The organism is Roseovarius sp. MBR-79 (assembly GCF_053628555.1).
Genome location: NZ_JBRJGP010000006.1, coordinates 159,431 through 185,977 on the forward strand (window position 1 = coordinate 159,431; position 26,547 = coordinate 185,977).

Genomic DNA, 26,547 nt, shown 5'->3' on the forward strand with positions numbered 1-26,547 from the left:
TGGCGGAGCGGAAAGGCGCATGTCGGTGCCACCGGTTGCCGGTTCCCCGAAAGACACACGAACAAGGACAGCCCGGAGGCCAAATGCGCCGGGCAGGAACGTATGAACGCATGATTTCTCTCGACGCCTATCGGGCACAATGGTTCGGCAATGTCAGGGGCGATATCCTCGCCGGGCTGGTGGTCGCGCTGGCGCTCATCCCCGAGGCGATTGCCTTTTCGATCATCGCGGGCGTAGACCCGAAGGTGGGGCTTTACGCCAGCTTCTCGATTTCGGTGCTGGTCGCGTTCACCGGCGGTCGGCCGGGCATGATCTCGGCGGCCACCGCCGCGACGGCGGTGCTGATGATCACGCTGGTGCGTGATCACGGGCTGGAATACCTGCTGGCCGCGACGGTGCTGGCGGGCCTGATCCAGATCGCGGCGGGGGTGCTGCGGCTGGGCTTCATCATGCGCTACGTGTCGAAATCGGTGATGACCGGCTTTGTCAACGCGCTGGCGATCCTGATCTTCATGGCGCAACTGCCCGAGCTTGATCCGCGCGCCGTGACATGGATCACCTTTGTGCTGGTGGCGGCGGGGTTGGCGATCATCTATCTCTTTCCGCTGCTGACAAGCGCCATTCCGTCGCCCTTGGTGACCATTGTTGTGCTGACCGCAATCGCCTACTTCATGGGTCTCGATGTGCGCACCGTGGGCGATATGGGCGCGCTGCCCGACACATTGCCGGTGTTCCTGATCCCGCAAATCCCGCTGACCTTCGAGACGCTGATGATCATCCTGCCCTATTCCATGGCGGTGGCGGTCGTGGGCCTTCTGGAAAGCCTGATGACCCAGAACATCGTCGATGACCTGACCGACACCAAATCCAACCGCTCTCAGGAGATGGTCGGGCAGGGCATCGCCAATACCGCGACCGGTTTCATCGGCGGCATGGCGGGCTGTGCGATGATCGGCCAGTCGATCATCAACGTGAAATCCGGCGGGCGCGGGCGGCTGTCGTCCTTTTCGGCGGGGGTATTCCTGCTGGCGATGGTGGTGGGGCTCGGCGATGTGGTCAGCCTGATCCCGATGGCGGCCCTCGTGGCGATCATGATCATGGTCTCGGTCGGCACGTTCTCGTGGTCGTCGATCCGAAACCTGCGCGAGCATCCGCGCTCCTCCTCGATCGTGATGATCGCCACGGTGGTGACGGTGGTCTATACCCACAACCTCGCCATCGGGGTGCTGGTGGGCGTGCTCTTGTCGGGCATCTTCTTTGCCGGCAAGATCGCGCAGCTTTTCAAGGTGACGAGCCATATAACCAAGAGCGGCAGCCACCGCACCTACGTCGTGGAGGGGCAGCTTTTCTATGGCTCGGTCGAGGATTTCATGAACGCTTTCGACTTCAAGGAAGCGCTGGAAAAGGTCATCATCGACGTGAGCCGCGCGCATATCTGGGATATTTCCTCGGTTCAGGCGCTTGACATGGTGATCCTCAAATTCCGCCGCGACGGGGCCGAGGTCGAGATCATCGGGATGAACGAGGCCACGGAAACCATCGTCGACAAGCTTGCCATTCATGACAAGCCGGGCGCGATGGACAAGCTGATGGCGCATTGAGGGAGGATATGACCATGACGGACAAGGTGATCGCATTGGTGGACGGGTCGATCTATTCGGCCTCGGTCTGCGACCACGCGGCCTGGATCGCGCAGCGCACCGGCGCGGCGGTCGAGTTGCTGCATGTGCTCGGGCGGCGCGAAGGGGCGGAGAAGCAGGACCTTTCAGGCGCGATCAGACTGGGCGCGCGCACGGCATTGCTGGAGGAACTGGCCGAGCTTGACGCGCAGCGCGCGAAGCTGGTGGCGCATCGCGGGCGGGCGATCCTGGAAGACGCGCGCGCGATCCTTGAGAAGGCCGAGATCAACGAGATCACCACCCGCCTGCGGCAAGGCGATATCGTCGAGACGGTGGCCGAGGTCGAGCATGACGCCCGCGTGATCGTGATCGGCAAGCGCGGCGAGGCCGCCGATTTCGCCAAGGGCCATCTGGGATCGAACCTCGAACGCATCGTGCGCGCCAGTCACAAGCCGGTTTTCGTGGCCTCCCGCGCGTTTCAGCCCATCGACAAGGTGCTCGTGGCCTATGACGGCGGCACCTCGGCGATGAAGGCGGTCGATCACATCGCGCGCAGCCCGCTTTTCTCCGGGCTGAAGGTGCATGTGGTGACGGTCGGCCCGGCCACGCCGGACGTCAGGAAGGGGCTGGAAGATGCCCGCGCGCTTCTGGTCGCCGCCGGGATCGAGGCCGAGACGGATGTGGTCGCGGGCCAGCCCGAGACGGCGCTCGGCAAGCTGGTGGAGGAGGCGGGCTTTGACATGGTGGTGATGGGTGCCTACGGCCACAGCCGCATCCGCAGCCTGATCATCGGCTCCACCACCACGGAAATGGTCCGCTCCTGCAAGGTGCCCGTGGTGCTGGTGCGCTGAGCCTTGCCATGCCCTGACCGCTGGTGTTGACTGCGCCGCGAACAGGACAGGGAGGGACGCGTCATGGCACGCACTGTGGTAATCGAGACAACCGGTGGCCCCGAGGTTTTGACGCTGGTCGAGCGTGAGGTCGGCGCGCCGGGTCCGGGTGAGATCCGCATCCGCCACGAGGCCTGTGGCCTCAACTTCATCGACGTCTATCAGCGCACCGGGCTTTACCCGCTCGCCCTGCCTCATGCCCTCGGGATGGAGGCCGCAGGCGTGATCGAGGCCGTGGGCGCGGGCGTCAGCCATCTCAAACCCGGCGACCGCGCGGCCTATGCCGCCACCCCGCCGGGGGCCTACACGGAGGCCCGCGTCATGCCCGCCGCCCAGGTCTGCCCGCTGCCCGAGGGGATTTCCTTCGAGGAGGCCGCCGCGATCATGTTGCAGGGCATGACGGTGGAATATCTCTTTCACCGGGTCTGGCCGCTGGAAAAGGGACAGAGCGTGCTCTTTCACGCCGCCGCCGGGGGCGTGGGGCTTCTGGCCTGCCAATGGGCGCGCGCCATAGGTATCCGCCTGATCGGCACCGCCGGGACGGATGAGAAATGTGCGCTCGCGGTCGAGAACGGGGCCGAGACCTGCCTCAACTACCGTTCGGGCGATTTCGTCGAAGAGGTCAAGGCGCTGACCGGTGGCGCGGGCGTCGATGTGGTGATGGACGGGGTCGGGCAGGACACGTTCGAGCGCTCGCTCGACTGCCTCAAACCGCTCGGCATGATGATTTCCTTCGGCAATGCCTCGGGCCCGGTCGCGCCGGTGAGCCTGCTGACGCTGGCGGCCAAGGGCTCGCTCAAGATGACGCGCACGACTCTTTTTACCTTTCTCGCCGATCACGCGCGCTGTCAGGACATGGCGCGGCACCTCTTCGACAAGGTCGGCAGCGGCGCGGTGCGCCCCACCATCGGCCGGCGCTACCCGCTCGAGGAGATCGCCGAGGCGCATCGCGCCCTCGAGGCGCGCGAGACCACCGGCTCCACGGTGATCACGCTCTGATCGAAGGCTTTCGGAACGCAGGGCAAATTCAGCCTTGTGTTCCCGCCGCCCGCCCCGTTATACGCATCAACGGAGCTGTGGCCGAGTGGTCGAAGGCGCTCCCCTGCTAAGGGAGTAGGCCCGGAAGGGTCTCGTGGGTTCGAATCCCATCGGCTCCGCCACTAAAACAACATAAGATACTGAAAAGATTTATGAAATAAGTCTTAAATCCGAGCTACAACCACATTTTCGACCACATTGATGTCAGCCTTTGGAGGCAAAAAGTCCCTCAGGGTCAGTGAACTCCCTTGATTGGAGTCAGCCCCGGCGCATAGCCTCGAAGCATGCTCAATGATGAACCCGATGAGGACGATCAACCGGACGCGGCGGTGATGCGTGTGAGAGAGCGCATGAAGATGCGCGGAAGAAGAGGCTGAGGCTCGCGCAATGGACAATGCCACGGCCCCAGCCGCGCTCTGGATTTACGCGTTTGTCGCGATCATCATCGCTCTGGTCATGCTTTTCACCGGACAGCCTTGGTGGGCAATCCTGATAACAGCGCCGATCTGGCCACTGTATCTCATGTTGGGGCAGTTCGCGGGTATCCGTCGCGGGAAACCCGCTGACATGGACGGGCCGCGTTGTGTCGCTCGACGCATGGCGCGACCTGACCGCATGGGAGCGACATGGGCCGGATGGGCGGCACTGGTGCGGAAAGCGGCGTGCATGGGTAACGACGACATGACCGGCGATGAACTGCGCGCCCTGCGAAGGCGAAAGGGGCTATCGCGCCCGGCGCTTGCTGCTTTGGCCGGGCTGCACCCCGATTCGGTGAAGTATTGGGAAGGCAAGCCGACGGTTGACCTTCGCGGCTGGGCACCGGAGCGGATATTGAACGCGCTGGGCTATGGCCAACTGTCGCAGAGGCATATTTACCCTTCCGCCCGTTTCCTTGCCCGACGGGAGAATTTCCGCCCACTAATGCGCGCGCGGGGTGGGGTGTTAGGCGGCACGGGAATTATGGCACCCCCTAAAAGGTGCGGGGCAGAGACGCGCAAGGGGACGCCATGCCGGGCCAAGCCATTACCGGGCAAGCGGCGGTGCAAATTTCACGGCGGAATGAGCACCGGGCCGCGAACACCCGAGGGCCGCGAACGTATCGCAGAGGCGCAGCGTCAGCGTTGGCAAGCTTGGAGGGTGACGCGCGGTGCGGTATAACCTTCACTGTGCGTGCAAGGGCTGGGCTTCACTGGCACTAAATTTCTCGACAACGGGCGCTGAGTATCGTTTTTGTTACCACGCTTCACAGGGGGCAAAAAAATCAACGCGCTGGAATCGCCCGTTGCTCAACGTGCCGCCGAACATTTCGTAGCCAACGTATCCCCCCATCCTGTTTTTCCCATTTACCTCTCCGCAAACCCTGACCTCGCGTGAACCGTTGGAAAGCGAAACCTAAACGGCTCGAACGTCTCTGAATTGCGCTGATTCCGGGTCGAAAAATCCTTTGGTAACAGTGTCTTGTATTTGCGCGACCTGCGCGGGGGATAAGCTAACAGGCTTACTTTCCTCAATCTTGGAAAAGGTAGATGCATTGCATCCTGCTAAAAAGGCTACAACCCATACGGAAATAAAATGTCTGTTTACTCTCATGCCCTGTACCTGACGAACCCATATAGTTCGAGGCTATCGGTGGGCTTGGAGTGTGTCAACATTGTGGGGCTAGTTTCGCCAGACAAGGAACGCTGTCTTTCACGTCAACTCTGTCCGATTGAGCGCGAGACAAAGGGTGTATAATTAGGGGGATAAGATAAAAGTGGCCTATCATTTTTTCCATTAAAAACAGGAACTTGCCTGATTTTAATGGTGCCGCTTAGGTGACTCGAACACCTGACCCCATCATTACGAATGATGTGCTCTACCAACTGAGCTAAAGCGGCTTAACCCTTCACACACGGCCATACTATGGCCTTACTAACTTTCAGTCACCAGCCCCAACCCGCTGGCTTCGAACGTCATTCTCGGGCGGACCCGCGCATTACGAATGAAGTGCTCTACCAGCCGAGCCATTGGGGCCACGCGATGCCCCGTTTAAACGACGAAGCGCCGACGTGCAACAGCAATTGAGCGCCGTCACCGGCTCTGCTACCTCTTTGTCATGGCAGACAATAACCGTGGACGAGACACAGGCAAGCTGCGGTTTACGCCCCTCAGGCGCGTGACCCTGCAACCATGTCCGAAGCGGAGGCCGCAGTGCCATCGGGTTCAAAAGAGATGATATCGAAACCGGCGCCATCGTCCTCCAAGGCGACATGAACGACTTTGTCTGCAAGATCAGGCAATCAGGACCGTCTTGCCCCTCGTCGCATCATCCCAAGCCAGCGCGGCGATTGCCGTTGACTTGTCGATCTGGTGCGAGGCGACGCGGCAGAGCATCGCGTCATGCGGATCGTTCGCGGGGTCATCGGTCAGGCCCCGCCGCCCGCTCCATGAGGTCAAACTTCGTGCGAGCGGGCCGGGCAGATCGTCCGGGGTGTGGAAAGTCTTGATCGTGTGGCCCTCGCGTTCCGTGGCACCTCCGCCACGCGCCCCACAGCCGCCTCGCCCGTGACAGGCCGGAACACCCTTGCCCACCATCCGCCAGACGTCGCCCACTGGAACTGCCCCAACTTCCACGTTAAACGGGGCGCGACGCAGGACAAGGGCACAGGCAGGATGGCACGGCATCTCATCACCTCGGCGATTCCCTATATCAACGGGATCAAGCATCTGGGCAACCTGGTGGGCAGCCAGCTTCCCGCTGATCTCTACGCCCGCTACTGCCGCGCGCGGGGGCATGAGGTGCTGTTTCTCTGCGCCACGGATGAGCATGGCACCCCAGCCGAGCTGGCCGCCGCCAAGGCGGGCAAGCCGGTGGCCGACTATTGCGCCGAAATGCACAGCGTTCAGGCACGGATCGCAGAGGGCTTCCGCCTCAGCTTCGATCATTTCGGGCGCTCCTCCTCGCCGCAAAACCACCGGCTGACCCAACATTTCGCCAAGCGCCTGCATGAGGAGGGCCTCATCCGCGAGGTGTCGGAGACGCAGATGTATTCGCCCACCGACGGGCGCTTTCTGCCCGACCGATACATCGAGGGCACCTGCCCCAATTGCGGGTTCGACTCTGCGCGCGGCGACCAATGCGACAACTGCACCAAGCAGCTCGATCCGGTTGACCTGATCAATCCCCGCTCGGTCATCTCGGGGGCCACCGATCTGGAAATGCGCGAAACCAAGCATCTTTACCTGTGCCAGTCTCAGATGAAGGACGAGCTTGAGGCGTGGATTGATTCCAAGACCGACTGGCCGGTCCTCACCACCTCGATTGCCAGGAAATGGCTCAACGATGGCGACGGGCTTCAGGATCGCGGCATCACCCGCGACCTTGACTGGGGCATCCCGGTCAAGCGCGGCGACGAGGACTGGCCGGGGATGGAGGGCAAGGTGTTCTATGTCTGGTTCGACGCCCCCATCGAATATATCGCCTGCGCGCAGGAATGGGTCGAGGCGGGCAAGGGCGCGGATTGGGAACGCTGGTGGCGCACCGACAAGGGCGCGAATGATGTCCGCTACACGCAATTCATGGGCAAGGACAACGTGCCCTTTCACACGCTCGGCTTTCCCGCCACGATCCTTGGGTCGCGCGAGCCGTGGAAGCTGGTGGATTACATCAAGTCCTTCAATTACCTCAATTATGACGGCGGCCAGTTCAGCACCTCGCGCGGGCGCGGCGTGTTCATGGATCAGGCGCTCGAGATCCTGCCCGCCGATTACTGGCGCTGGTGGCTCCTGAGCCACGCGCCCGAAAGCTCGGATTCCGAGTTCACATGGGAGAATTTCCAGGCATCGGTGAACAAGGACCTCGCCGATGTTCTGGGCAATTTCGTTTCCCGCGTGACCAAGTTCTGCCGCTCGAAATTCGGCGAGGCGGTGCCCGAGGGCGGATCATACGGCCCACAGGAAGAGGCGCTGATCGCCCGCCTGACAACCCGCATCCGCGAATATGAGGCGCATATGGAGGCGATGGAGGTGCGCAAATCCGCCGCCGCCCTGCGCGCCATATGGGTCGAGGGCAACGAATACCTGCAAGAGGCAGCCCCCTGGTCCACATTCAAGACCGATCCCGGACAGGCCGCCATGCAAATCCGCCTCGCGCTCAACCTGATACGGCTTTATGCGGTGCTTTCAGCGCCGTTCATCCCCGACGCCGCCGCGTCGATGCTGGCCGCGATGCACACGCCGGAGGGGGGCTGGCCCGGCGACGCGGCCACGGCGCTGGAGGCGCTCAAACCCGGCCACGCCTTCGAGGTGCCAGAGGTGCTCTTTGCCAAGATCACCGACGAGCAGCGCGAGGATTGGGAGGTGCGGTTCGCGGGCGTGAGGGGGTGAGGCCGCACGACGGGGCGACCGGGCGACGGCGGTAGCAGCGCGCCGGAATTCCCCTCTCCACGTTCGGGATCATGGCTCTGTTGGCCTTGCGCGCGCTCTCCCAACCGTCTAGGCCGCGCGACGCATTGCACGAGATAAGCGGGAAGTTCAATCGCCTGCACGCTCTTGGGTCCGCCCGGGAAAGGCGAATGAGGCCAGCGCGCTGGATCGGGGCTTGTGGAACTGGCAGGGCCATAGTGGGGCCAAGACAGAGAGAAGTGGCGCGCCAAGGCGCGCCTCGATTCCGCGCAAGGGGACCTTGCCGTCAACGTCCCCTCAACGCCAAAACCGCCCCCCCCCTCGCACAGCGCCTCGCCCCGGAGGCGACCTAGCGCCTGTCGCGGCTGCGTCCGGTGAGCCGTCCGATCAGGAACGAGGTGCGCGGCGACCAGACATAGGCGGTGCGGGTTTCGGCGCCGGGTCGCTTCCACATCCGCCAGAATCCGAACACCACCAGCGCCCCGTGGCCCATGGCGATCATGTAGAACATGGCAGGCGGGCCGTAGGCCTCTATCAGCGTCGAGGCCATGAGCGGCGCGGCGATGGCCCCCACGGCAAAGAAGAACATGAGCGCGGCCGAAAGCTCCACCCGCTCGGAGGCGTCGGCGAAATCATGGGCATGGGCCGCAGAGATCGAATAGATCGGAAACGTTGTCATGCCGAAGAAGAAGGCCGTGGCCAGAATGCCGGGGGTGCCCAGCCCCTCGATGGTCGCGGTCGTGAGGCACGACAGGATCGCCGCGAGCGAGAGGCCGATGAGCACCCGGCGGCGGTCATGGCGATCCGCCAGCCAGCCCACCGGATATTGCGCCACCGCGCCCCCCAGCACGAAGATGGCCAGAAACCCCGCGATCTGGTCGATGGCAAGGCCGACCTGCTGGCCATAGAGCGGCCCGACCATGCGGAAGGACGCACTCGACAGTGCCGCCACCAGCACCCCCGCCGTGGCGAGCGGCGAGCAGGCGACAAGCAGCATCGGGCGCAGGCGCGGGGCCTCGGGCGTCTCTGGCTCGCGCAGGCGCGACAGGGTGAGCGGCAAAAGCGCCGCGCAACACAGCATGGCCAGCAGGTTGTAGGAGACATAGGCGGCCGGCGTCAGCACCGAGATGATCAGTTGCGCCGCCAGAGACGCCCCCATATCCACCACCCGGTAGACCCCCATGGTGCGCCCGCGCGTCTCGTTGGTGACCTTGGCCTGCAACCAGGCCTCGATCACCGTGTAGCACCCCGCCACGCACAGCCCCGACGCCACCCGCATCAGCGCCCAGGCATAGGGGTTCGTCACCATCATATGCGCCAGAAGGCCGATGGCACCCGCAGCGGTGAAGGCGGCGAAGGCGCGTGAGTGCCCGATCGAGCCCATGAGGCGCGGCGCGAACCAGCACCCGATGAAGAAGCCCACGAAATGGGCCGATCCAAGCAGGCCGATCTCGGTGGTGGTAAAGCCCAGAACGATCCCCGAGAGCGCATCGAGCGGCCCGACGCCGCCGGTCGAGAGTTGCAGGAGCACGACCGACAGGAAAAGCGCGGTGAAGGAGATGAGAAGGCGCATGGTAGGCCCAGCATCGCAGGACCGGGCGCGGCGAACCATACGTTTTCGACATGATCGCGTCGGATTCGGCAAAGGGCCGGGATTGCCGGGCGAGGTGGGGCGACCTCGTCTCCGTGCGCCCGGTCATCCCCGCGCAGGCGGGGATCTCCTGCTGGCAGGAGACCCTCGGGTCAGGCCCAAGGGTGAGACGGGCAAAGGCAAAGGCTGATGTCGGCGCGTGGCGCGCTCAGAGCATGGCCTTGACCTTGGCGGCCACCGCTTCGGCCGTGATGCCGAATTTCTCGTAGAGCACTTCGGCCGGGGCGGAGGCACCGAAATCGTGCATGCCGACGAAATCGCCCTTCTCGCGGCGGCCCCGCTCGCCGTAAAGCCAGCGGTCCCAGCCAAAGCGGATTCCCGCCTCGATGGCCACGCGCACCGGGCCCGCAGGCAGGACGCGGCGGCGATAGCTGTCATCCTGCTCCTCGAAGAGCTCCCAGCAGGGCATGGAGACGACACGTGTGCCGATGCCCTCGGCCTGCAACAGATCGCGTGCGGCCATGGCAATCTCGACCTCCGAACCGGTGGCCATGAGGATCGCCTGACGCTTGCCTGTCGCATCGGCCAGCACATAGGCGCCTTGCGCGGTGAGGTTCTTCGCCTTGTGCTCGCGGCGCAGCGTGGGCAGGTTCTGGCGGGTGAGCGACAGGACCGACGGCGTTTCCCTGGTGCTGAACGCCAGTTCCCACGCCTCGGCGGTCTCGACCGTGTCGCAGGGGCGGAACACCCAGGTGTTGGGCGTGGCGCGGCTGATCGCCAGGTGCTCGACCGGCTGGTGGGTCGGGCCATCCTCGCCCAGACCGATGCTGTCATGGGTCATCACGAACACGGTCGGGATTTTCATCAGGGCGGCCAGACGCATGGCGGGGCGGGCGTAATCGGTAAAGCACATGAAGGTGCCGCCATAGGGGCGGATGCCGCCATGCAGCGCCATGCCGTTCATCGCCGCCGCCATGCCATGTTCGCGGATGCCCCAATGAATGTAGCGGCCCTTGCGGTTATCCACGTCAAAGACGGTCATGTCGCCCGAGCGGGTGTTGTTGGAGCCCGACAAATCGGCAGAGCCGCCGATGGTCTCGGGCAGGATCGGGTTCACGATCTCGAGCACCATCTCGCTCGATTTGCGGGTGGCAACCTTGGGGGCCTCCTCGCTGACCTGCTTCTTGAGCGCCTTGATCCGGGCCGAGAGCTTGGTAGGCACCTCGCGGGCGAAGATGCGCGCGATCTCGGCCTTCTTGGGCGAGGCGGCAAGCCGCGCCTGCCAGTCGGCATGGGCCGCCGCGCCGCGCCGCCCGATGGCCTCCCAAGCCGATTTCACCTCTGCGGGGATCTCGAAGGGGCCATGGGGCCAGCCATAGGCATCCTTGGCCGCCCGAAGCTGTGCGGCGTCGGTCAGCGCGCCATGTCCCTTGGAGGTGTCCTGCGCCGCGTGGCCAAGCGCGATATGGGTCTTGCAGGCGATCATCGTGGGCAGGTCGCTCTTTTTGGCGGCGCTCAGGGCGGCGTCGATGGCAACCGGATCGTGCCCGTCGATCTCGATCACCTCCCATCCGCTCGCGCGGAAGCGCGCGACCTGATCGGTGCGGTCCGCCAGATCAACGGTGCCGTCGATGGTGATGTTGTTGTTGTCCCACAGCACGATAAGCCGCGACAGGCGGTGCCGCCCGGCAAGGCCGATCGCCTCCTGGCTGACACCCTCCATCAGGCAACCGTCGCCGGCGATCACGTAAGTATGGTGATCCATCAGTTTCGCGCCGAAGCGCGCGCGCAAGGATTCCTCGGCCATGGCAAAGCCGACGGCGTTGGAGATGCCCTGACCAAGCGGGCCGGTGGTGGTCTCGATGCCCTTGGCATGGCCGTATTCCGGGTGGCCCGCCGTCCTGGCACCCCATTGGCGGAAATTGCGGATCTCTTCGATCGTCATGTCGGCATAGCCGGTCAGATGCAGGAGCGCGTAAAGCAGCATCGAACCATGGCCCGCCGACAGGATGAACCGGTCACGATCCGGCCAGTCGGGGTTGGCCGCGTCGAATTTCAGGTGCTTCTCGTAGAGCACGGTGGCGGCGTCGGCCATGCCCATGGGCATGCCGGAATGGCCGGAATTGGCGGCGGCGACCGCGTCGAGCGTGAGCGCGCGGATGGCGGTGGCCTTCATCCAGTGATCGGGGTGCGCTTGGCGCAGGGCGGCGATGTCCAAGGGGAGCGTCCTTTGAGTGTGGCTGCGATTGCCCCGCTCAATATCAGCCCGACCGGGAAGATCAAGCGCGGGCCCCCGATGGGGGGCGCATTCGGCGTGTTTACGGGCTAGACTTGCACAAAACCGGGCTGCCTGTTGATTCGTCGCGGCTTTGGTTTCAAAAAAGCAAGGCAGGAAAGCGAGGGATCGGGAAGATGAGCCAGATCGACGAGTTGCAGGCGCGCATCATGGAGGCGCTCGACCGGATCGGGCGCGGGGTCGAGGCGCGCGCGGCAATGGACGATACGAACCAGGGCGGCGCGTCGGAGGCTGCGCTGTCGGAGGCCGAGACCCGCGCAAGCGCCGCCGAGGCCGCGAAATCCGAGGCTGTGGCCCGCGCAGCGGCGTCCGAGGCGGCGCGCAGAGAGGCAGAGGCCCTTGTGACGGCGGCTGAAGAGGCCAGGACCGAGGCTGAAGCGCGCGCAGATGCGGCAGAGGCGGCGAGGGCCGCCGCCGCGCGCGAGGACGGCGTCGATGTCGCGGCGCTGCAAGAGGCGCTCGAGGAGGAAAAGCTCGCCAATGCGCAGCTTGAAGAGCGGGTGAAGGTGCTCCACGCGCGGCTGGCCGAGGCGGAAACCGCACCGACAGGAAAGGGCGACGCGCAGAGCGAGGCGTTGCGCAAGCTCGATGCCGATCTGCAATTGCTGCGCCGCGCCAATGACCAGTTGCGCGATAGCAACGCGGCCCTGCGCGCGGCCCACGAGGCGGGCGTGGCCGAGCCGCATCTGATCAACAAGGCGATGATGGCCGAGCTCGAGGCGCTGCGCGCGGCGCGCGAGGCGGATCGGGACGAGGTGGCGCTTGTGCTCTCGGAGATCGACCGCGCCGTGGCCGGGGCCGACGGCCAGACGGAGGACGCATGATGGCGGAAGTGACGATTGAAATCGGCGGGCGCGCTTTCGAGGTGGCCTGTCAGGCGGGCGAAGAGCCGTATCTGCTGAGCGCGGCCAGGATGCTCGACGAGGAGGCGGCCGTTCTGGCCGCGCAGATCGGGCGCATCCCCGAGGTGCGGATGCTGCTGATGGCGGGGCTGATGCTGGCCGACAAGACCGCCAATCTTCAGGACCGGCTGGCGCAGGCCGAGGCGGAACTGGCCGGGCTTCGCGGCGCGCCCGCGCCCGAGGCCGAGCGGGTGGAGGTGCCGGTGGTGCCAGCTGCGGTGATCGACACGCTGGCCGAGATCGCCGCCCGCGCCGAGGCCCTGGCCGACACGCTCGATCCGGCAGAGGCGGGCTAGGCCGTGCTGCGCCTCGCCGCGCTTGTCGTTCTGGCGCTCTCGGTGGCGCTTGTCGCGTTCATCCGGCTGGCGCCCTCGGACCCCGCGCGCTGGCACCAGATGCCCGGCACGATCACCAACCGCGATCTTGAGGGGGGCGCGATGCGCCGGGTGGCGGGCGATCTGGCCGCGCTCGATGCGATTGCTCGCGCCACGCCGCGCACGCGGGTCCTGGCAGGCTCGGTCGGTGAGGGGATGATCACCTATGTGACGCGCTCGCGCGTCATGGGTTTTCCCGATTACACGACGGTGAGGCAGTCGGACGAGATGCTGGAGATTTTCGCACGGCTGCGGTTCGGGCGCTCAGATCTGGGCGTCAACGCCGCCCGTGTCGACGGCTGGCTGCAACGTCTGGCCGAGGCCCGATGACAGGCAGCCGTCGCTGACCTTGCGCCAGATCGGCACGTTGAGCGACATGCCGCATTTGGCCATGAACATCTTGCCATCCACGCGCAGGCAGATCATTTCGCCCAGTTCGACCCGCGCGCCCTGCGTGTCGGTGCAATAGCATTCCACCGTCTTGCCGCCGATGGTGGCATCGGGAAGCGCGGGCGTGGCCGCGAGCAACAGAAGGGGCAACAGCAATCTCATGTGCATAGTATAGCAACGAAACTGGCCTTGACCAAGTCACGATGATGGGACAGAGGATCGCCCCCATGGTGCCCATGGACAGATTGCAGCAGATCGCCGAACGCTTCGACTATATCGAGGCGCAGATGGCGGCGGGTGGCGGTGATATCGCACGTCTGGGGCGCGAATATGCCGAGCTGCGCCCCGTGGTCGAGGAAATCCGCGCCTACCGGCAGGCGCTGAGCGATCTGGCGGCGGCGCGGGCCTTGCTCGATGATCCCGAGATGCACGAACTGGCCGTCGGCGAGGTGGCCGACATAGAGGCCCGGCTTCCGGAGATGGAGCGCGCGTTGCATCTCGCGCTCTTGCCGCGTGACGTTGCCGATGCCCGGCCGGCCATCCTCGAGATCCGGCCCGGCACGGGGGGCGAGGAGGCGGCGCTTTTCGCCGCGGACCTCATGCGCATGTATCAGCGCCACGCCGAGGCGCACGGCTGGGCCTTCGAGGTGATCGAGGAACAGACAAGCGAACTGGGCGGCATCCGCGAGCTGGTGGCGCGGGTGCGCGGCGAGGGGGTCTTTGCCCGGCTCAAGTTCGAATCGGGCGTCCACCGCGTGCAGCGCGTCCCCGAGACCGAGAGCGGCGGACGCATCCATACCTCTGCCGCCACCGTGGCGGTGCTGCCCGAGGCGGAGGCGGTCGATATCCGCATTGATCCGAACGATCTGCGCATCGATACGATGCGATCCTCGGGCGCGGGCGGGCAGCATGTCAACACCACCGATTCGGCCGTGCGGATCACCCATATCCCCACCGGCCTTGTGGTCACGAGCAGCCAGAAATCCCAACACCGCAACCGCGACATCGCCATGGAGGTGTTGCGCGCGCGGCTTTTCGACATGGAGCGGCAGAAGGCGCATGGCGACCGCGCGGCGGAGCGCGCGGCGCAGGTGGGATCCGGCGACCGGTCCGAGCGCATCCGCACCTATAATTTCCCGCAAGGGCGGGTGACGGATCACCGGATCGGCCTCACGCTCTACAAGCTCGATCAGGTGATGCAGGGCGATCTGGACGAGCTGACCGAGGCGTTGACGGCGGATGCGCAGGCGCGGCTTCTGGCCGAGATGACATGACCGGGGCCGAGGCGCTCCGCGCGGCCGTGCGCAGGCTGGAGGCCGCGGGAATCGATGGCGCGGGGGGGGATGCGCGCGCGCTTCTGGCCGAGGCGATGGGGGTGGCGCGCGACCGGCTCACGCTGCATCTCGGCGATGAGATGGGGGGCGGGGCCACGGCGCGGCTCCACGCGATGCTGGCGCGGCGCGCGGGCCGGGAGCCGGTGGCGCGGATCCTCGGGCGGCGGCTCTTCTGGGGCCGGGAGTTTACCGTCACGCCCGATGTGCTCGACCCGCGCCCCGAGACCGAATGCCTGATCGCGGCGGCGCTGGAGGGAGCCGCGCCCGCGCGGCTGATTGATCTGGGCACGGGAACGGGCTGCATCGCGGTGACGCTGCTGGCCGAGTGGCCCGGCGCGCAGGGCGTGGCGAGCGATCTGTCACCCGCCGCGCTCGCCGTTGCGCGGGCCAATGCGGCGCGGCACGGGGTGGCGGCGCGGCTCGATCTGGTGGAAAGCGACTGGTTCGCCGGAATCGACGGGCGGTTCGATCTGGTCGTGTCCAACCCGCCCTATATCTCCGAGGCCGAGATGGCGGGGCTGGCCCCCGAGGTGCGCGGCCACGATCCCCACATGTCGCTTGGCGATGGCGGTGATGGCCTCTCGGCCTATCGGGCGCTGGCGGATGGCGCACGCGCGCATCTGGTGCCGGGGGGGCGGATCCTTGTGGAAATCGGCTGGCGACAGGGCGCGGCGGTGGCCGGGATTTTCGCCGCTGCGGGGCTGACAGGCATCCGCGTGATGCCCGATCTCGACGGGCGGGACCGGGTGGTGGGCGCTCACCTGCCCGACAAAACCGCGTGAGAGTGGCGAAAAACCGCGCTGCGCGCCGGGAGTCGCGCGCTTTTCGCTTGTCAGGGGGCGGACCGCGTGGTTAGTGGGGACATCGCGCAGGCGGAGGCCCTGACCGGCATCCCGCGCGAGGATCAAGCCAAGACATGTCCGACCCGGCATATTTTCGCGCAACCGCGCATCGCCCGGATCAAGCGGCACTCAGACCACAAGGCTGGACTACATACATATGAGACCAACGAAGTCACGTTCGCGCAACAAGTCGAACAACCGCAACCGCACCGTCGGCAATGTCATCAACCGGGTGTTCGACAGTTCCGGCCCCGAGGGCAAGGTGCGCGGCACGCCGCAGCAGATCATCGACAAGTTCAACCAGCTTGCCCGCGACGCACAGCTTTCCGGCGACCGCGTGGCGACCGAGAATTTCCAGCAGCACGCCGAGCATTATCAGCGGATGCTGAACGAGGCGGCGCGCGAGCAGGAAGCGCGGCGCGAGGAGCACGAGCGCCAGAACCGCGACCGCCAGAATGACCGGGACCGGGGCCAGAGCGGCAATGGCGGGCAGGGCGGCAATGGCGGGCAGGGCGGCCAGGGTGGCCATGGCGGGCAGGGCGAACGCCCGGACCCCGCACAGGCCCCGCAGCCCGATATTTTCGCGCCTGTGACCGGCGAGGAGAGCGGCCTTGTCGAGACGCCCGAGAGCCGCCACGAGACGCGACCCGCCGAGGTGCCGGAGGCATCGCCGGTGAAAAAAACCACGCGCAGGCCCCGCACCCGCAAGCCCAAGCCGGAAAACGGCAACGGCAATGATGGTGGCAATGACGGTGGCACTGGCGGCGGCCCGGAGCAGTCTTCCGGTCCGGCGGAAGCGGCCGAGTAACCGGCTCGCGCGCTTGATCGCAGATGACCGACCCGCAGCCTCGCCAGCCCGTCTTTGTGCTCGTGCGCCCGCAGATGGGCGAGAATATCGGTGCCGCCGCGCGGGCAATGTGGAATTTCGGCCTTGACCGGATGCGCCTTGTCGCCCCCCGCGACGGCTGGCCCAATCCGGCGGCGGGTGCCATGGCCAGCGGGGCGGGGCGGCTGCTGGATGAGGCCGGTCTTTTTGGTGATCTGGGCGATGCGATTGCCGATTGCTCTTACGTGATGGCCACGACCGCGCGCACGCGCGGCCTGACCAAGCCTGTCTTTTCCCCCGAACACGCCATGGCCGAGGCCGCCCGCCGTATAGCGGAGGGCGAGCGGGTGGCGGTGCTCTTCGGGCCAGAGCGCGCGGGGCTGGAAAACGAGGATGTGGCGCGCGCCAACGCGCTCATCTCCGTGCCGGTCAATCCCGACTTTCCCAGCCTCAACCTTGCGCAATGCGTGCTGCTCTGCGGCTATGACTGGCGGCGCGTCACCACGGAAGTTGTGGCCGCGCGCGTGGACATGGCCGGTGCCGACTGGGCCGATCTGACCGAGATTGACCGGCTGGCCGCACATTACGAGGAGCGGCTGGACGCGGCGGGGTTCTTTTTCCCCGAGGACAAGGCAGCGCGGATGAAACTGAACCTGCGCAATCTCTGGAGCCGGATGCCTCTGACGCGCGCCGATGTGCGGATCCTGCACGGCATCATGCGGCAGATGGTCCGGTGGGCCGGGCGTGGTTGAAGGCGTGGGGCGCGCGGCCTAATCTCTGGCGCGATCAGGAACGAGGCGGAACATGGCCAAAAAACGCAGCATTTTCGAGGAGGTGGGCGAGGCGCGCGCCCCCGGGCCCGTGCCGCAAGGCGGGCTCATCGACACAGGGCGTCGCGGCGCGCGGCGGGGTATCCGGCTCTGGCTCATGGGGCTCTTCGCCTTGGTGGTGGTGATGATCGCGGTCGGGGGGCTGACGCGGCTGACCGATAGCGGTCTCTCGATCACCGAATGGCGGCCCGTCACGGGCGCGCTGCCGCCCATGTCCGAGGCGCACTGGCAGGTGGAATTCGACAAGTATCGCGCCATTCCGCAATATGAATTGCTCAACAAGGGCATGACCCTGGCGGAATTCAAATTCATCTACTGGTGGGAATGGGGCCACCGGCAACTGGGCCGCGTGATCGGCCTTGTCTGGGCAATCGGCTTTTTCGGCTTCCTCGTCGCGTGGCAGATTCCGCGCGGCTGGACCGGGCGGCTCTTGCTTCTGGGGGCGCTTGGCGGCGCGCAGGGGGCAATCGGCTGGTGGATGGTGTCCTCGGGGTTGCAGGGCGAGATGATCGCGGTGGCCTCCTACCGGCTGGCCACGCATCTGGGGCTTGCCTTTGTGATCCTCGGCCTTATCGCCTGGTATGTCTTTTCGCTTGGCCGCGAGGAGCGCGAATTGATGCAGGCGCGGCGCGGGCGCGAGGACCGGCTGTTCCGTCTCTCCACCGGGTTCATGCATTTCGCCTTGTTGCAGATCCTCATCGGCGCGTTGGTGGCCGGGATCGACGCAGGCCGCACCTATACCGACTGGCCGCTGATGGCCGGGGGCTTTTTGCCACCCGACATGATGGAATTGAAGCCCTGGTGGCGCAACCTCTTCGAGAACCCCGGCACGGTGCAGTTCATTCACCGGATGAGCGGCTATCTGCTCCTGGCTTTCGGGATCGTGGTCTGGCTGCGGGGACGGCGCAGCGCGCATGGCACCACGCGCGGGGCATTCAATGCCGTCTTTGCCGTTCTGCTGTTGCAAATGCTGCTGGGAATCATGACGGTGCTTTACATTGCGCCCTGGCAACTGGCGATCACGCATCAATTCGTGGCGGTCGTGCTTTGGGTGCTTGTTCTGCGCGCGCGATTCCTGAGCCTTTATCCGCGCGCGCAATCCATCCGGGGAGGATGACATGGCGGCCCATGACGATCTGATGGCGCGCGAGCGCGAAAGTGCCGCTCTGGCGCAGGTGGCGGGACGTCTTGGCTGGGACCAGGAGACGATGATGCCGCGCGGCGCGGCCGAGCAGCGCTCCGAGGAGATGGGTGCCATGCAGGCGGTGCTGCACGAGCGGCGCACCGATCCCGCGCGCGGGCACCTGCTGGCCGAAGCCGAGGAGGAGGCCGACCCCGAGGACACGCAGAGCATGGCCGAATTGCGCCTCATCCGCCGCGATTTTGAGCGGGCCACACGCGTGCCCGCGCGCCTTGCGGTGGCGCTGGCGCGGCTGACAAGCCGGGCGCAGGGCATATGGGCCGAGGCGCGTGCCGCCGACGATTTCGCGGCTTTCGCGCCCACGCTGGCCGAGGTGCTGGCGCTGAAACGCGAGGAGGCGGCGGCGGTCGCGGATGGCGCTGATGCCTATGATGCCCTTCTGGACGAATACGAGCCGGGGATGACGGCGGCGGCGCTGGAACGGCTCTTTGCCGCGATGCGCCCGCGTCTGGTGGCCCTGCGCGGTGCGGCGCTTGATGCGCCCTGGCCCGCGGTCAACGGGCATTTCGCGCATGAGGCGCAGATGCGGCTAGCGCGCGAGGTGGCGCGGCGGTTCGGTTATGACTTCACGCGCGGGCGGCTTGATCTGGCGGTGCATCCGTTCAGTTCCGGCTCGGGCGACGATGTGCGCATCACCACGCGGGTGAGCGAGCGCGATCCGTTCAACTGTCTCTATTCCACGATCCACGAGACCGGCCATGCCTGCTACGAGCAGGGGATCGACCCTGATTACCGCCTGACGCCCTTGGGGCAGGGCGTCTCGATGGGGGTGCATGAAAGCCAGAGCCGCATCTACGAGAACCAGTTGGGCCGCAGCCGGGCGTTCTGCGGCTGGCTTTTCGGGCGGATGGTCGATGCCTTCGGCGATTTCGGCATTGCGGACGAGGACGCCTTCTATCGCGCGGTCAATGGCGTCCATCCCGGCCATATCCGCACCGAGGCCGACGAGGTGCAATACAACCTGCATATCATGCTGCGCTTTGATCTGGAGCGGGCGCTCATTTCCGGCGACCTGGCGGTGCGTGATCTGGAGGCGGCGTGGAACGACCGTTTCGCCGCGGATTTCGGCCACCGGGTCGCGCGCGCCTCGGAGGGGGTGTTGCAGGATGTGCATTGGTCGCTCGGCCTCTATGGATATTTCCCGACCTATAGCCTTGGCAATGTCTATGCCGGCTGCCTGCACACCGCGCTGCGCGCCGATCTGCCCGATCTTGATGCGCATCTCGCCGCCGGAGAGCCGGGTGTGGCGGGCGAATGGCTGCGCGAGCGGGTGCAGCGGCATGGCGGGGTCTACCTGCCCGCCGATCTCATTGCCGGGGCCTCGGGCGCACCGGTCAGCGCGGAGCCGCTGCTCGATTACCTGGAAGAAAAATTCGGCGCGCTGATCGGCTGAGACGGGGGAGGCCCGGCGTGGGCGCGTCAGGCGCGCCCCGCCTCCGACGACAGCATCAGCGCCGAGACACCCAGCCGCGCCAGCGCCGCCTCCCATTTTCCCGCATCCGGCGTGGCAAAGACCAGATCGCTGTCCGCCTCGCAGGTGAGCCAGCCGTTTTGTGCCAGTTCCTGCTCCAGCTGCCCCGGCCCCCAGCCGGCATAGCCAAGCGCGAGAATCGCGCGCTCCGGTCCGTGCCCTGCGGCCAGATCCTCCAGAATGTCGAGCGTGGCGGTCATGCCGAAACCGCGATCCACAGTCAGCGTTGCCAGGTTCGAGCGGTAGCCGTCATCATGCAGCACGAAGCCGCGCCCATGCTCGACAGGGCCACCGAAATGCACCGGCAGGTTGCGCATCGCGTCGCCGGGGGTGATCGAGAGATGGTCGAGCAGGTCCGCCATCCGCAAATCCTCGGTCGGCTTGTTGATGATCAGCCCCATCGCCCCCTCGGGGGAATGCGCGCAGAGATAGACCACCGAAAGCGCAAAACGCGGATCGCCCATCCCCGGCATGGCGATGAGACATTTGCCGGTAAGATCGACCGGCGCGGTGTCTTGATCGGTGTCGCTCATGACCCGAGAATGGGGGGCCGCCTTGGCCGGCGCAAGCGGCGTGTTGACGCTTTGGCAAGAATTCTCGCTCGAATGTGAGTTGGCTTTGCGGGCGAATTGCCCCATTTGACAGTCATGATTAGAACCGCGCTCATCTCGCTTGTCCTCGCGGCGCTTGCGCTGACCGGCCCACTGGCTGCGCGCTCGCCTGACGACATGGTGCGCGTCACCGTGCTTCCGGGGTGGCGCGATGCCGATGGAACGCAGGTGGCTGCTTTGCGGTTCGAGTTGGCCCCTGGCTGGAAAACCTACTGGCGCGCGCCGGGTGAGGCGGGGATTCCGCCGCGCTTCGACTGGCGCGGCTCGCGCAATCTGGGTGCGGTGGAAATCCTGTGGCCGACGCCGCAACAGACCACCACCAACGGGATGCGCACAATCGGGTATGTGCATGACCTTATCCTGCCTGTGCGCCTGACACCCACGCGCGCCGGACAGCCCATCACCCTCTCTGCCGATGTCGAAATCGGGATCTGCAACGATATCTGCGTGCCGGTGGATGCCCGGGTGCATCTTGAACTGCCGCTTGACGCGGGCCCGCGCGATCCGCGCATTGCCGCGGCGCTTGCCGCGCGCCCCTACACGGCCGCCGAGGCCGGCGTGGGCCGCGTCACCTGTGCCGTCTCCCCGATCGAGGGCGGACTTCGCGTCGTGGCCGAAATCGACATGAAACAGATGGGCGCGGCCGAGATGGTCGTGCTTGAGACCAGCAATCCGGACCTATGGGTGGCGCAGTCCGAAAGCGCGCGCACAGGTTCCCGCCTGCGCGCAGAAACCGAGGTCTATCACGCCGACGGGCGTGGCTTTCTGCTTGATCGCAGCGGACTGCGCCTGACCGTGCTCAGCACCGGCGACGCGGTCGATATCCGGGGCTGCGCGGGAAACTGAGGCTCAGAACTTGGGCCGCGCGGGCCGGGTATCGGGCAGCGAGATATTGGCCACCTGTTCGGAAATCGGATCGTTCACCAAGGGATGCGCGTGTGCCCGAAACTCGTCGGGATCGCGCATTCTTTGCCAGCGCCCCCCGGCATAGACCTCCAGCCCGGAATACGCGGCCTTGTAGCCCATCTTGTCGCTGCCCGGCACCCAATAGCCGAGATACACATAGGGAAGCCCGTTTTCGCGGGCGATTTCGATATGATCGAGGATCACATAGGTGCCAAGCGATGCCTTGGGCCGGTCCGGCTCGAAGAACGAATAGACCATGCTCACCCCGTCATCGAGAATGTCGGTGAGGCAGGTCGCCACCAGCGAACCGTCGGGATCGGCATATTCCACCACCCGCGTGCGCACCGGCGTTTCCTCGATCATCGCGGCGAATTCGAACGTGTCCATATCCGCCATGCCGCCGGTCGCATGGCGGCTCTCGAGATAACGCCGGAACAGGGTATATTGCTCTTCGGTGGCCCAGGGCGAGGTGGCGCGCCGGATCAGCCCGGCATTGCGACGGATCGTGCGGCTCTGGCTCTTGGTGGGTGTGAAGGCCGCCACGTTGATCCGCGCCGAGAGGCAGGCCGCGCAATCGGTGCAGGAGGGCCGGTAAAGCACGTTTTGCGACCGCCGGAACCCCTGTTTCGACAACCCGTCATTGAGCCGTTTCGCACCTTCGCCCTGAAGTGCCGTAAACAGCTTTCGCTCCATCCGCCCCGGCAGATAGGGGCAGGGTTGCGGGGCCGTCACATAGAATTGCGGCGCGATCGGCAGCGTGTGGCGCATGAAGTATCCCAAGGTATCCCGGCAGACTCAACGGGACGATAACAACACATTCCCGTGTCGCCAAGAGCCTTGTCACGCCCCTGTCACATCGCCGCACGACGGTTCACCGCGACCGTGCCGAGCACCAGATCGCTCAGCCCCTGACGGCGTGGCTGTGTCAGCATCAGCACGATGGAGATGACCTGCAACACCGGAAGACCAAGGGAAATCGCCAGCCCGAGCGTATGCGCAAAGGCAAGCCCGGTATCGAAGCGGCCCCCGTCGCGCGCACGGAACTCGATCGCCACGAGCTGCATCCCCCACGTGGCCGAGCCGCGCGCGATGGTCACGACCCGGTAAGCGAACCCCACCACGGCCATCAGAACGGGGAAGAAAAAGAGGCCCGTAAAGGCCGTGAACGGCACGATCAGCAGGCTCAGCCCAAGGATCACCACCGTGTCCGCGACAAAGGCCACGAGCCGCTTGGCCGGCACATCGGCGTAGAACTCGGGCTGCGTCTCGGGGTCGGGCAGGTGAAAGATGTCTTGCATGGTCATGAGCCTTAGCTTGGGGGCGCGGTGGCGATTTGCAAGAGGGCCTTGCCGAAATCCTAGCGTTCCAGCACCAGCTTCCCGCCGGTGATCTCGACCCTTGAGAAGCGTTGCAGATATTCCATGCCCAGCAATGATCCGGCCATGTCGCCGCCGTTGACGACCGCGCGCACATCGCCGTCGCGGATCGCCCCCACCTCGACGCGGTCAAGGCGCACCGGTGCCGTGCGCACCTCGCCATTGGCGGTGAAGGCGCGCCCGGTATAGACAAGGCTGCCCGTGTCGATGCCTGCGCGCCGCGCATCCTGCCGGCTCAGCACGATCTGGCTCGCCCCGGTATCGACGACAAAGCGCAGCGGCACGCCATTGACCTGCGCCGTCAGGTAATAATGCCCGTCCGGCGCGCGCGGCAGCTCTATCCGGCCCTCGGCCATCACGCTCTGGCGCGGCTGCACCGTCTGGCGGATATCGCCCCAGAGGCCCACCACTGCGACGGCGCCCAGAAAGATCAGCCCCCAGATCGCCGCATATTGCGCCAGTTTCCCGAGCGACTCGCGGCTTTGCACAAAGAACCAGAGCCCGATGACCGCGCCAAGGATCACCAGATAGACAAGACGGGTTGTGTCAAGCTGTTCCATGCGCGTGATATAGGCGCTCAGCCCGTCAGGCCAAAGCCGCGCAAGCCGTCAAGCACGAATTGCACCGCCAGCGCCGCCAGAAGCATCCCCAGAAGCCGTGTCACCACGTTGATGCCCACCTTGCCCAATGCGCGTTCCAGCAGGCTGCCCATGAGAAACATGAGGAACACCAGAACGATCACCGACAGCATCACCCCGATGACATAGGCCAGCCCCTCGATCCCCGGTTTTTGCCCTGCGAGCAGGATCACCGTTGCGATGGACCCCGGTCCGGCAATCAGCGGAATGGCGATGGGAAAGATCGACGGATCGTCGCCCTCATCCTCTTCGGCGGCGTCGGCCTGTCCCTTGCGGCGTTGGCTGCGCCGCTCGAACAGCATGTCAAGCGCGGTCAGAAACAAGAGCATCCCCCCGGCGATGCGAAAGGCGGGCATGGAAATGCCGACGAACCCCAGCACGGCCTCTCCGAGCGCGGCGAAAAGGATCAGCAAAAGCGCCGAGGTGACACAGGCGCGAATGGCAATCGCCCGCCGCTGTGCCGTGCTCATGCCCTGCGTCAACGCCACGAAAAGCGGCGTCATGCCAATGGGGTCGATGATCACGAAGAGCGTGACAAAGGCGGTGATGAGGAATGCGGTGTCCATGGCGCGTAGCCTATCGCGGTTTTGGGCGGTGCGCCATGGCGTGCGATGCGCTCAGACAGGCGACAAAAAATTTCCGCGATCTGGTGACTTCCGTTCGGTGGTCGCTATTTCCAAAGGCGTGGCGGGTCGGTCCTTTCCCGGCAGCGCCTGTTTGCGTTCGAGACGGTATCGGGCGGCAGCAAATACGCCGATGGTCGCCCGAACACCCACTTGGCATGACATATGAAACACAAAGGCAGGACAGGATCATGACAACCAATTCCTATAGGACGTGGGCGCTTCTCGGAGCGGCCGGCGGTGCGGGCTTTGGGCTTTTTGCCGTTCCATTGATCTACATCCTGGTCAATCTCTTCGCGGGTGGCGTGACAGTCGGTGAGACCGTTCGCTTTGCCATTGCCAACGGGATCACCTGGGGCGTTCTGGGCCTGTTTGCCGGTGTGTTCTGCGGGGTGGTCTACAGGATGCGGACGTCATCCGAGGAGGAGTGATCGCGGCCATGGAGACGGGCGTGACGCAGATGGCGGGTGTCAGGCGTCGAACCGTCGCCTGAGACCGGCTGATCCTAACGCTCCGCCGCCTCCAGCCGCTCCTGTGCCTCGAGCCAGAGCTGCTCGGCCAGCGCCAGCCCGTTCTCGATCTCGGCATATTTCTTCTGCCACTCGGTCACGCCGTGGATGTCGTCATAAAGTGCCGGATCGGCCAGCTTGTCAGCGACCTTCTTTTCCATGACATGAAGTTTTTCAATGCGTTCCTCGCATTTCTTCACGTCCTGCCGCAGCTTCAGAATCGCCTCTTTCGACGGTTTCTTCGGCTTGGCGGTCTTGGGCGGTGCGGGCTTGTCGCTGTCCTGACCGCCCAGAAGCATCGCGCGATACCCGTCAAGATCGCCCTCGAACGGGGCCACGCGCCCGCCATTCACCAGCCAGAGCCGGTCCGCCACCAGCCCCAGAAGATGCATGTCGTGGCTCACGAGGATGATCGCGCCGGTATAGGCCGTCAGCGCCTCCACGAGCGCCTCGCGGCTCTCGATATCGAGGTGGTTGGTCGGCTCGTCGAGGATGAGCATATGCGGCGCGTCCACCGTGGCCAGCATCAGAGAGAGCCGCGCCTTTTGCCCGCCCGATAGGTTTTTCACTAGCGTTTCAGCCTGTTCCGGCCCGATGCCAAAGCCTGCAAGGCGTGCGCGCAGCTTCGCGGGCGTCTCGGTCGGGCGCAGGCGGCGGATATGGTCGAGCGGCGTCTCGTCAAGGTGCAACTCGTCCACCTGATGCTGCGCGAAATAGCCGACACGCAGCTTGGCGGCCTTGTGAACACGGCCCTCAAGCACATCAAGTTTGTCCGCCAAGAGCTTGGAAAGAGTGGATTTCCCCTCGCCATTGCGGCCCAGAAGCGCGATCCGGTCATCCTGGTCGATCCGCAGGTCCAGACGGCTCAGCACCGCCGCCCCGTCATAGCCGACCGAAGCCCCCTCCAGCCGCAGGATCGGCGGCGAGAGCTCTTCCGGCTCGGGAAAGGTGAACCGCCGCAGCGCCGCCTCTTGCGGGGCGGAAATGGGCTGCATCCGCGCCAGCGCCTTGATCCGCGCCTGCGCCTGCCGCGCCTTGTCGGCCTTGTAGCGGAAGCGGTCCACGTAGGATTGCAGATGCGCGCGCCGCTGTTCCTGCTTTTTCGCCTCCGATTGCGCAGCCATGAGCCGCGCCGCGCGGGTCTCGGCGAACTTGTCGTAACCGCCTTGATAAAGCGTCAGTTTCCGGTCCTCGAGATGCAGGATCGCGCCGACCGCGCGGTTGAGCAGCCCGCGGTCATGGCTGATGATCAGCACGGTGTGCGGATAACGCGCGAGATAGGTTTCCAGCCAGAGCGCGCCTTCGAGATCGAGATAGTTGGTCGGCTCGTCCAGCAACAGCAGGTCCGGCGCGGCGAAAAGCACCCCCGCCAGCGCCACCCGCATCCGCCAGCCGCCCGAAAAGGCCGAACAGGGCATGGCCTGTTCCTCGTAGGTGAACCCCAGCCCCTTGAGGATCGCGCTGGCCCGCGCCTCGGCGGACCATGCGTCGATATCGGCCAGCCGTGTCTGGATTTCGGCGATTCGTGCGCCATCGGTCTCTGAAGTGGATTTTTCAAGCAAATCAGAGCGTTCCGTGTCGAAGCTCAACACCGTGTCGAGGAGAGAGACGTCATTGCCCGGCACCTCCTGGGCCACGCCGCCGATACGCGCGCGCGGCGGCAGGCTGATGCTGCCCCCCTCGAGCGCCAACTCGCCCCGGATCAGCCGAAAGAGCGTGGTCTTGCCGGTGCCGTTGCGCCCGACAATGCCCACCTTGTGGCCTTCGGGAATGGTGGCCGAGGCCCCTTCGAGAAGGCGCTTTCCGGCAATGGCATAGGTGATGTCGTTGATGGTCAGCATGGGGGGGAGATGCCGCAATGCGCCGCCCCCGTCAATCGCCGCTTTTCATGACGCGG

At 65.4% G+C, this 26,547-nt stretch carries 26 protein-coding genes and 2 tRNA genes; 17 read left to right on the plus strand and 11 right to left on the minus strand.

The annotated features are described in order from the left end of the window. The first annotated feature begins 110 nt into the window (after window positions 1-110). The 5 genes from ACSSV8_RS08275 to ACSSV8_RS08295 all read left to right on the plus strand — a co-directional run bounded on the left by ACSSV8_RS08275 (window position 111) and on the right by ACSSV8_RS08295 (window position 4,705). Window positions 111-1,601, plus strand: coding sequence for a SulP family inorganic anion transporter (locus ACSSV8_RS08275; protein ID WP_454282114.1), 1,491 nt, complete (start codon window positions 111-113; stop codon window positions 1,599-1,601). Between the two features lie 14 nt (window positions 1,602-1,615). Beyond that, a complete protein-coding gene (locus ACSSV8_RS08280) occupies window positions 1,616-2,470 on the plus strand; it encodes a universal stress protein (RefSeq protein WP_454282147.1) in 855 nt (284 codons plus the stop codon). 63 nt (window positions 2,471-2,533) lie between these two features. Further along, window positions 2,534-3,508 (plus strand): quinone oxidoreductase family protein, encoded by a 975-nt coding sequence (locus ACSSV8_RS08285; protein WP_354538197.1) that lies wholly within the window; start codon window positions 2,534-2,536, stop codon window positions 3,506-3,508. 71 nt (window positions 3,509-3,579) lie between these two features. Beyond that, window positions 3,580-3,669 (plus strand) — tRNA-Ser (locus ACSSV8_RS08290). Between the two features lie 838 nt (window positions 3,670-4,507). Then, a complete protein-coding gene (locus ACSSV8_RS08295; protein ID WP_354540881.1) occupies window positions 4,508-4,705 on the plus strand; it encodes an HGGxSTG domain-containing protein in 198 nt (65 codons plus the stop codon). A gap of 643 nt (window positions 4,706-5,348) precedes the next feature. On the opposite strand, the gene ACSSV8_RS08300 is transcribed toward ACSSV8_RS08295, so the two are convergent. Beyond that, window positions 5,349-5,424, minus strand: a tRNA-Thr gene (locus tag ACSSV8_RS08300). Window positions 5,425-5,818: 394 nt separating this feature from the next. Beyond that, a complete protein-coding gene (locus tag ACSSV8_RS08305) occupies window positions 5,819-6,139 on the minus strand; it encodes a hypothetical protein (protein WP_354540095.1) in 321 nt (106 codons plus the stop codon). Between the two features lie 60 nt (window positions 6,140-6,199). On the opposite strand from ACSSV8_RS08305, the gene metG reads away from it, so the two are divergent. Continuing rightward, window positions 6,200-7,912 (plus strand): methionine--tRNA ligase, encoded by a 1,713-nt coding sequence (gene metG, locus ACSSV8_RS08310; RefSeq protein WP_354540096.1) that lies wholly within the window; start codon window positions 6,200-6,202, stop codon window positions 7,910-7,912. A gap of 367 nt (window positions 7,913-8,279) precedes the next feature. Here metG and ACSSV8_RS08315 read toward each other — a convergent pair whose 3' ends face one another. Continuing rightward, window positions 8,280-9,503, minus strand: a complete 1,224-nt coding sequence (locus tag ACSSV8_RS08315; RefSeq protein ID WP_354540097.1) for an MFS transporter — start codon at window positions 9,501-9,503, stop codon at window positions 8,280-8,282. A 226-nt stretch (window positions 9,504-9,729) separates the two neighbouring features. Next, a complete protein-coding gene (tkt, locus tag ACSSV8_RS08320; RefSeq protein WP_454282115.1) occupies window positions 9,730-11,739 on the minus strand; it encodes a transketolase in 2,010 nt (669 codons plus the stop codon). 194 nt (window positions 11,740-11,933) lie between these two features. Between tkt and ACSSV8_RS08325 the strand changes: the two genes are divergently transcribed. Genes ACSSV8_RS08325 through ACSSV8_RS08335 form a run of 3 tightly spaced genes read left to right on the plus strand, consistent with a single transcriptional unit; the run spans window position 11,934 to window position 13,423 of the window. Further along, window positions 11,934-12,641, plus strand: coding sequence for a hypothetical protein (locus ACSSV8_RS08325; RefSeq protein ID WP_454282116.1), 708 nt, complete (start codon window positions 11,934-11,936; stop codon window positions 12,639-12,641). Next, complete coding sequence (locus ACSSV8_RS08330) at window positions 12,641-13,015, plus strand: cell division protein ZapA (RefSeq protein ID WP_454282148.1); 375 nt, start codon at window positions 12,641-12,643, stop codon at window positions 13,013-13,015. The genes ACSSV8_RS08325 and ACSSV8_RS08330 overlap by 1 nt, the downstream gene beginning before the upstream one ends. A 6-nt stretch (window positions 13,016-13,021) precedes the next feature. Further along, window positions 13,022-13,423, plus strand: coding sequence for a DUF1499 domain-containing protein (locus ACSSV8_RS08335; RefSeq protein WP_454282149.1), 402 nt, complete (start codon window positions 13,022-13,024; stop codon window positions 13,421-13,423). Here ACSSV8_RS08335 and ACSSV8_RS08340 read toward each other — a convergent pair. Then, window positions 13,358-13,645 (minus strand): hypothetical protein, encoded by a 288-nt coding sequence (locus tag ACSSV8_RS08340; RefSeq protein WP_454282117.1) that lies wholly within the window; start codon window positions 13,643-13,645, stop codon window positions 13,358-13,360. The genes ACSSV8_RS08335 and ACSSV8_RS08340 overlap by 66 nt on opposite strands. A gap of 65 nt (window positions 13,646-13,710) precedes the next feature. Between ACSSV8_RS08340 and prfA the strand changes: the two genes are divergently transcribed. From prfA to ACSSV8_RS08370, 6 genes are all read left to right on the plus strand, one after another. Beyond that, window positions 13,711-14,757 carry a peptide chain release factor 1 gene (prfA, locus tag ACSSV8_RS08345; protein WP_454282118.1) on the plus strand — a complete coding sequence of 349 codons (1,047 nt, stop codon included), beginning with the start codon at window positions 13,711-13,713 and terminating at the stop codon, window positions 14,755-14,757. Then, window positions 14,754-15,599, plus strand: coding sequence for a peptide chain release factor N(5)-glutamine methyltransferase (prmC, locus tag ACSSV8_RS08350; protein ID WP_454282119.1), 846 nt, complete (start codon window positions 14,754-14,756; stop codon window positions 15,597-15,599). Before prfA ends, prmC begins: the two co-directional genes overlap by 4 nt. A gap of 217 nt (window positions 15,600-15,816) precedes the next feature. Next, window positions 15,817-16,467, plus strand: coding sequence for a DUF4167 domain-containing protein (locus tag ACSSV8_RS08355; RefSeq protein ID WP_454282120.1), 651 nt, complete (start codon window positions 15,817-15,819; stop codon window positions 16,465-16,467). A 23-nt stretch (window positions 16,468-16,490) separates the two neighbouring features. Further along, window positions 16,491-17,237 carry an RNA methyltransferase gene (locus tag ACSSV8_RS08360; protein ID WP_454282121.1) on the plus strand — a complete coding sequence of 249 codons (747 nt, stop codon included), beginning with the start codon at window positions 16,491-16,493 and terminating at the stop codon, window positions 17,235-17,237. A gap of 52 nt (window positions 17,238-17,289) precedes the next feature. Next, window positions 17,290-18,432: a heme A synthase gene (ctaA, locus tag ACSSV8_RS08365; RefSeq protein WP_354540105.1), complete on the plus strand. Its 1,143-nt coding sequence runs from the start codon at window positions 17,290-17,292 to the stop codon at window positions 18,430-18,432. 1 nt (window position 18,433) lies between these two features. Beyond that, entirely contained in the window at window positions 18,434-19,909 is a 1,476-nt protein-coding gene (locus tag ACSSV8_RS08370; RefSeq protein ID WP_454282122.1) for a carboxypeptidase M32, read from the plus strand. 26 nt (window positions 19,910-19,935) lie between these two features. On the opposite strand, the gene ACSSV8_RS08375 is transcribed toward ACSSV8_RS08370, so the two are convergent. Beyond that, on the minus strand, window positions 19,936-20,520 hold the full coding sequence (locus ACSSV8_RS08375) for a YqgE/AlgH family protein (protein ID WP_354540107.1): 585 nt from the start codon (window positions 20,518-20,520) through the stop codon (window positions 19,936-19,938). A 114-nt stretch (window positions 20,521-20,634) separates the two neighbouring features. Here ACSSV8_RS08375 and ACSSV8_RS08380 point away from each other — a divergent pair, with 114 nt between their 5' ends. Then, window positions 20,635-21,444 carry a protein-disulfide reductase DsbD domain-containing protein gene (locus tag ACSSV8_RS08380; protein ID WP_454282123.1) on the plus strand — a complete coding sequence of 270 codons (810 nt, stop codon included), beginning with the start codon at window positions 20,635-20,637 and terminating at the stop codon, window positions 21,442-21,444. A 3-nt stretch (window positions 21,445-21,447) separates the two neighbouring features. Here ACSSV8_RS08380 and ACSSV8_RS08385 read toward each other — a convergent pair whose 3' ends face one another. From ACSSV8_RS08385 to ACSSV8_RS08400, 4 genes are all read right to left on the minus strand, one after another. Then, window positions 21,448-22,272 (minus strand): arginyltransferase, encoded by an 825-nt coding sequence (locus ACSSV8_RS08385; RefSeq protein WP_354540109.1) that lies wholly within the window; start codon window positions 22,270-22,272, stop codon window positions 21,448-21,450. Between the two features lie 83 nt (window positions 22,273-22,355). Then, on the minus strand, window positions 22,356-22,802 hold the full coding sequence (locus ACSSV8_RS08390) for an RDD family protein (RefSeq protein WP_454282124.1): 447 nt from the start codon (window positions 22,800-22,802) through the stop codon (window positions 22,356-22,358). A 59-nt stretch (window positions 22,803-22,861) separates the two neighbouring features. Then, window positions 22,862-23,440 carry a retropepsin-like aspartic protease family protein gene (locus ACSSV8_RS08395; RefSeq protein ID WP_354540111.1) on the minus strand — a complete coding sequence of 193 codons (579 nt, stop codon included), beginning with the start codon at window positions 23,438-23,440 and terminating at the stop codon, window positions 22,862-22,864. A 17-nt stretch (window positions 23,441-23,457) separates the two neighbouring features. Next, window positions 23,458-24,084, minus strand: coding sequence for a MarC family protein (locus ACSSV8_RS08400; protein WP_354540112.1), 627 nt, complete (start codon window positions 24,082-24,084; stop codon window positions 23,458-23,460). A gap of 248 nt (window positions 24,085-24,332) precedes the next feature. On the opposite strand from ACSSV8_RS08400, the gene ACSSV8_RS08405 reads away from it, so the two are divergent. Continuing rightward, window positions 24,333-24,572, plus strand: a complete 240-nt coding sequence (locus ACSSV8_RS08405; RefSeq protein ID WP_454282125.1) for a hypothetical protein — start codon at window positions 24,333-24,335, stop codon at window positions 24,570-24,572. A gap of 74 nt (window positions 24,573-24,646) precedes the next feature. Here the strand turns inward: ACSSV8_RS08405 and ACSSV8_RS08410 are convergent, their stop codons facing one another. Further along, window positions 24,647-26,491 carry an ABC-F family ATP-binding cassette domain-containing protein gene (locus ACSSV8_RS08410; RefSeq protein ID WP_454282150.1) on the minus strand — a complete coding sequence of 615 codons (1,845 nt, stop codon included), beginning with the start codon at window positions 26,489-26,491 and terminating at the stop codon, window positions 24,647-24,649. Window positions 26,492-26,547: the final 56 nt, after the last annotated feature.

What these genes read in the sequence shown, in the direction of transcription:
- ACSSV8_RS08275 (WP_454282114.1), top strand. Translation starts at nt 111, where the DNA reads ATGATTTCTCTCGACGCCTATCGGGCACAATGGTTCGGCAATGTCAGG.
- ACSSV8_RS08280 (WP_454282147.1), top strand. Translation starts at nt 1,616, where the DNA reads ATGACGGACAAGGTGATCGCATTGGTGGACGGGTCGATCTATTCGGCC.
- ACSSV8_RS08285 (WP_354538197.1), top strand. Translation starts at nt 2,534, where the DNA reads ATGGCACGCACTGTGGTAATCGAGACAACCGGTGGCCCCGAGGTTTTG.
- ACSSV8_RS08295 (WP_354540881.1), top strand. Translation starts at nt 4,508, where the DNA reads ATGGCACCCCCTAAAAGGTGCGGGGCAGAGACGCGCAAGGGGACGCCA.
- metG (WP_354540096.1), top strand. Translation starts at nt 6,200, where the DNA reads ATGGCACGGCATCTCATCACCTCGGCGATTCCCTATATCAACGGGATC.
- ACSSV8_RS08315 (WP_354540097.1), bottom strand. Translation starts at nt 9,503, where the DNA reads ATGCGCCTTCTCATCTCCTTCACCGCGCTTTTCCTGTCGGTCGTGCTC.
- ACSSV8_RS08325 (WP_454282116.1), top strand. Translation starts at nt 11,934, where the DNA reads ATGAGCCAGATCGACGAGTTGCAGGCGCGCATCATGGAGGCGCTCGAC.
- ACSSV8_RS08330 (WP_454282148.1), top strand. Translation starts at nt 12,641, where the DNA reads ATGGCGGAAGTGACGATTGAAATCGGCGGGCGCGCTTTCGAGGTGGCC.
- ACSSV8_RS08340 (WP_454282117.1), bottom strand. Translation starts at nt 13,645, where the DNA reads ATGAGATTGCTGTTGCCCCTTCTGTTGCTCGCGGCCACGCCCGCGCTT.
- prfA (WP_454282118.1), top strand. Translation starts at nt 13,711, where the DNA reads ATGGTGCCCATGGACAGATTGCAGCAGATCGCCGAACGCTTCGACTAT.
- prmC (WP_454282119.1), top strand. Translation starts at nt 14,754, where the DNA reads ATGACCGGGGCCGAGGCGCTCCGCGCGGCCGTGCGCAGGCTGGAGGCC.
- ACSSV8_RS08355 (WP_454282120.1), top strand. Translation starts at nt 15,817, where the DNA reads ATGAGACCAACGAAGTCACGTTCGCGCAACAAGTCGAACAACCGCAAC.
- ACSSV8_RS08360 (WP_454282121.1), top strand. Translation starts at nt 16,491, where the DNA reads ATGACCGACCCGCAGCCTCGCCAGCCCGTCTTTGTGCTCGTGCGCCCG.
- ctaA (WP_354540105.1), top strand. Translation starts at nt 17,290, where the DNA reads ATGGCCAAAAAACGCAGCATTTTCGAGGAGGTGGGCGAGGCGCGCGCC.
- ACSSV8_RS08370 (WP_454282122.1), top strand. Translation starts at nt 18,434, where the DNA reads ATGGCGGCCCATGACGATCTGATGGCGCGCGAGCGCGAAAGTGCCGCT.
- ACSSV8_RS08375 (WP_354540107.1), bottom strand. Translation starts at nt 20,520, where the DNA reads ATGAGCGACACCGATCAAGACACCGCGCCGGTCGATCTTACCGGCAAA.
- ACSSV8_RS08380 (WP_454282123.1), top strand. Translation starts at nt 20,635, where the DNA reads ATGATTAGAACCGCGCTCATCTCGCTTGTCCTCGCGGCGCTTGCGCTG.
- ACSSV8_RS08385 (WP_354540109.1), bottom strand. Translation starts at nt 22,272, where the DNA reads ATGCGCCACACGCTGCCGATCGCGCCGCAATTCTATGTGACGGCCCCG.
- ACSSV8_RS08390 (WP_454282124.1), bottom strand. Translation starts at nt 22,802, where the DNA reads ATGCAAGACATCTTTCACCTGCCCGACCCCGAGACGCAGCCCGAGTTC.
- ACSSV8_RS08395 (WP_354540111.1), bottom strand. Translation starts at nt 23,440, where the DNA reads ATGGAACAGCTTGACACAACCCGTCTTGTCTATCTGGTGATCCTTGGC.
- ACSSV8_RS08400 (WP_354540112.1), bottom strand. Translation starts at nt 24,084, where the DNA reads ATGGACACCGCATTCCTCATCACCGCCTTTGTCACGCTCTTCGTGATC.
- ACSSV8_RS08405 (WP_454282125.1), top strand. Translation starts at nt 24,333, where the DNA reads ATGACAACCAATTCCTATAGGACGTGGGCGCTTCTCGGAGCGGCCGGC.
- ACSSV8_RS08410 (WP_454282150.1), bottom strand. Translation starts at nt 26,491, where the DNA reads ATGCTGACCATCAACGACATCACCTATGCCATTGCCGGAAAGCGCCTT.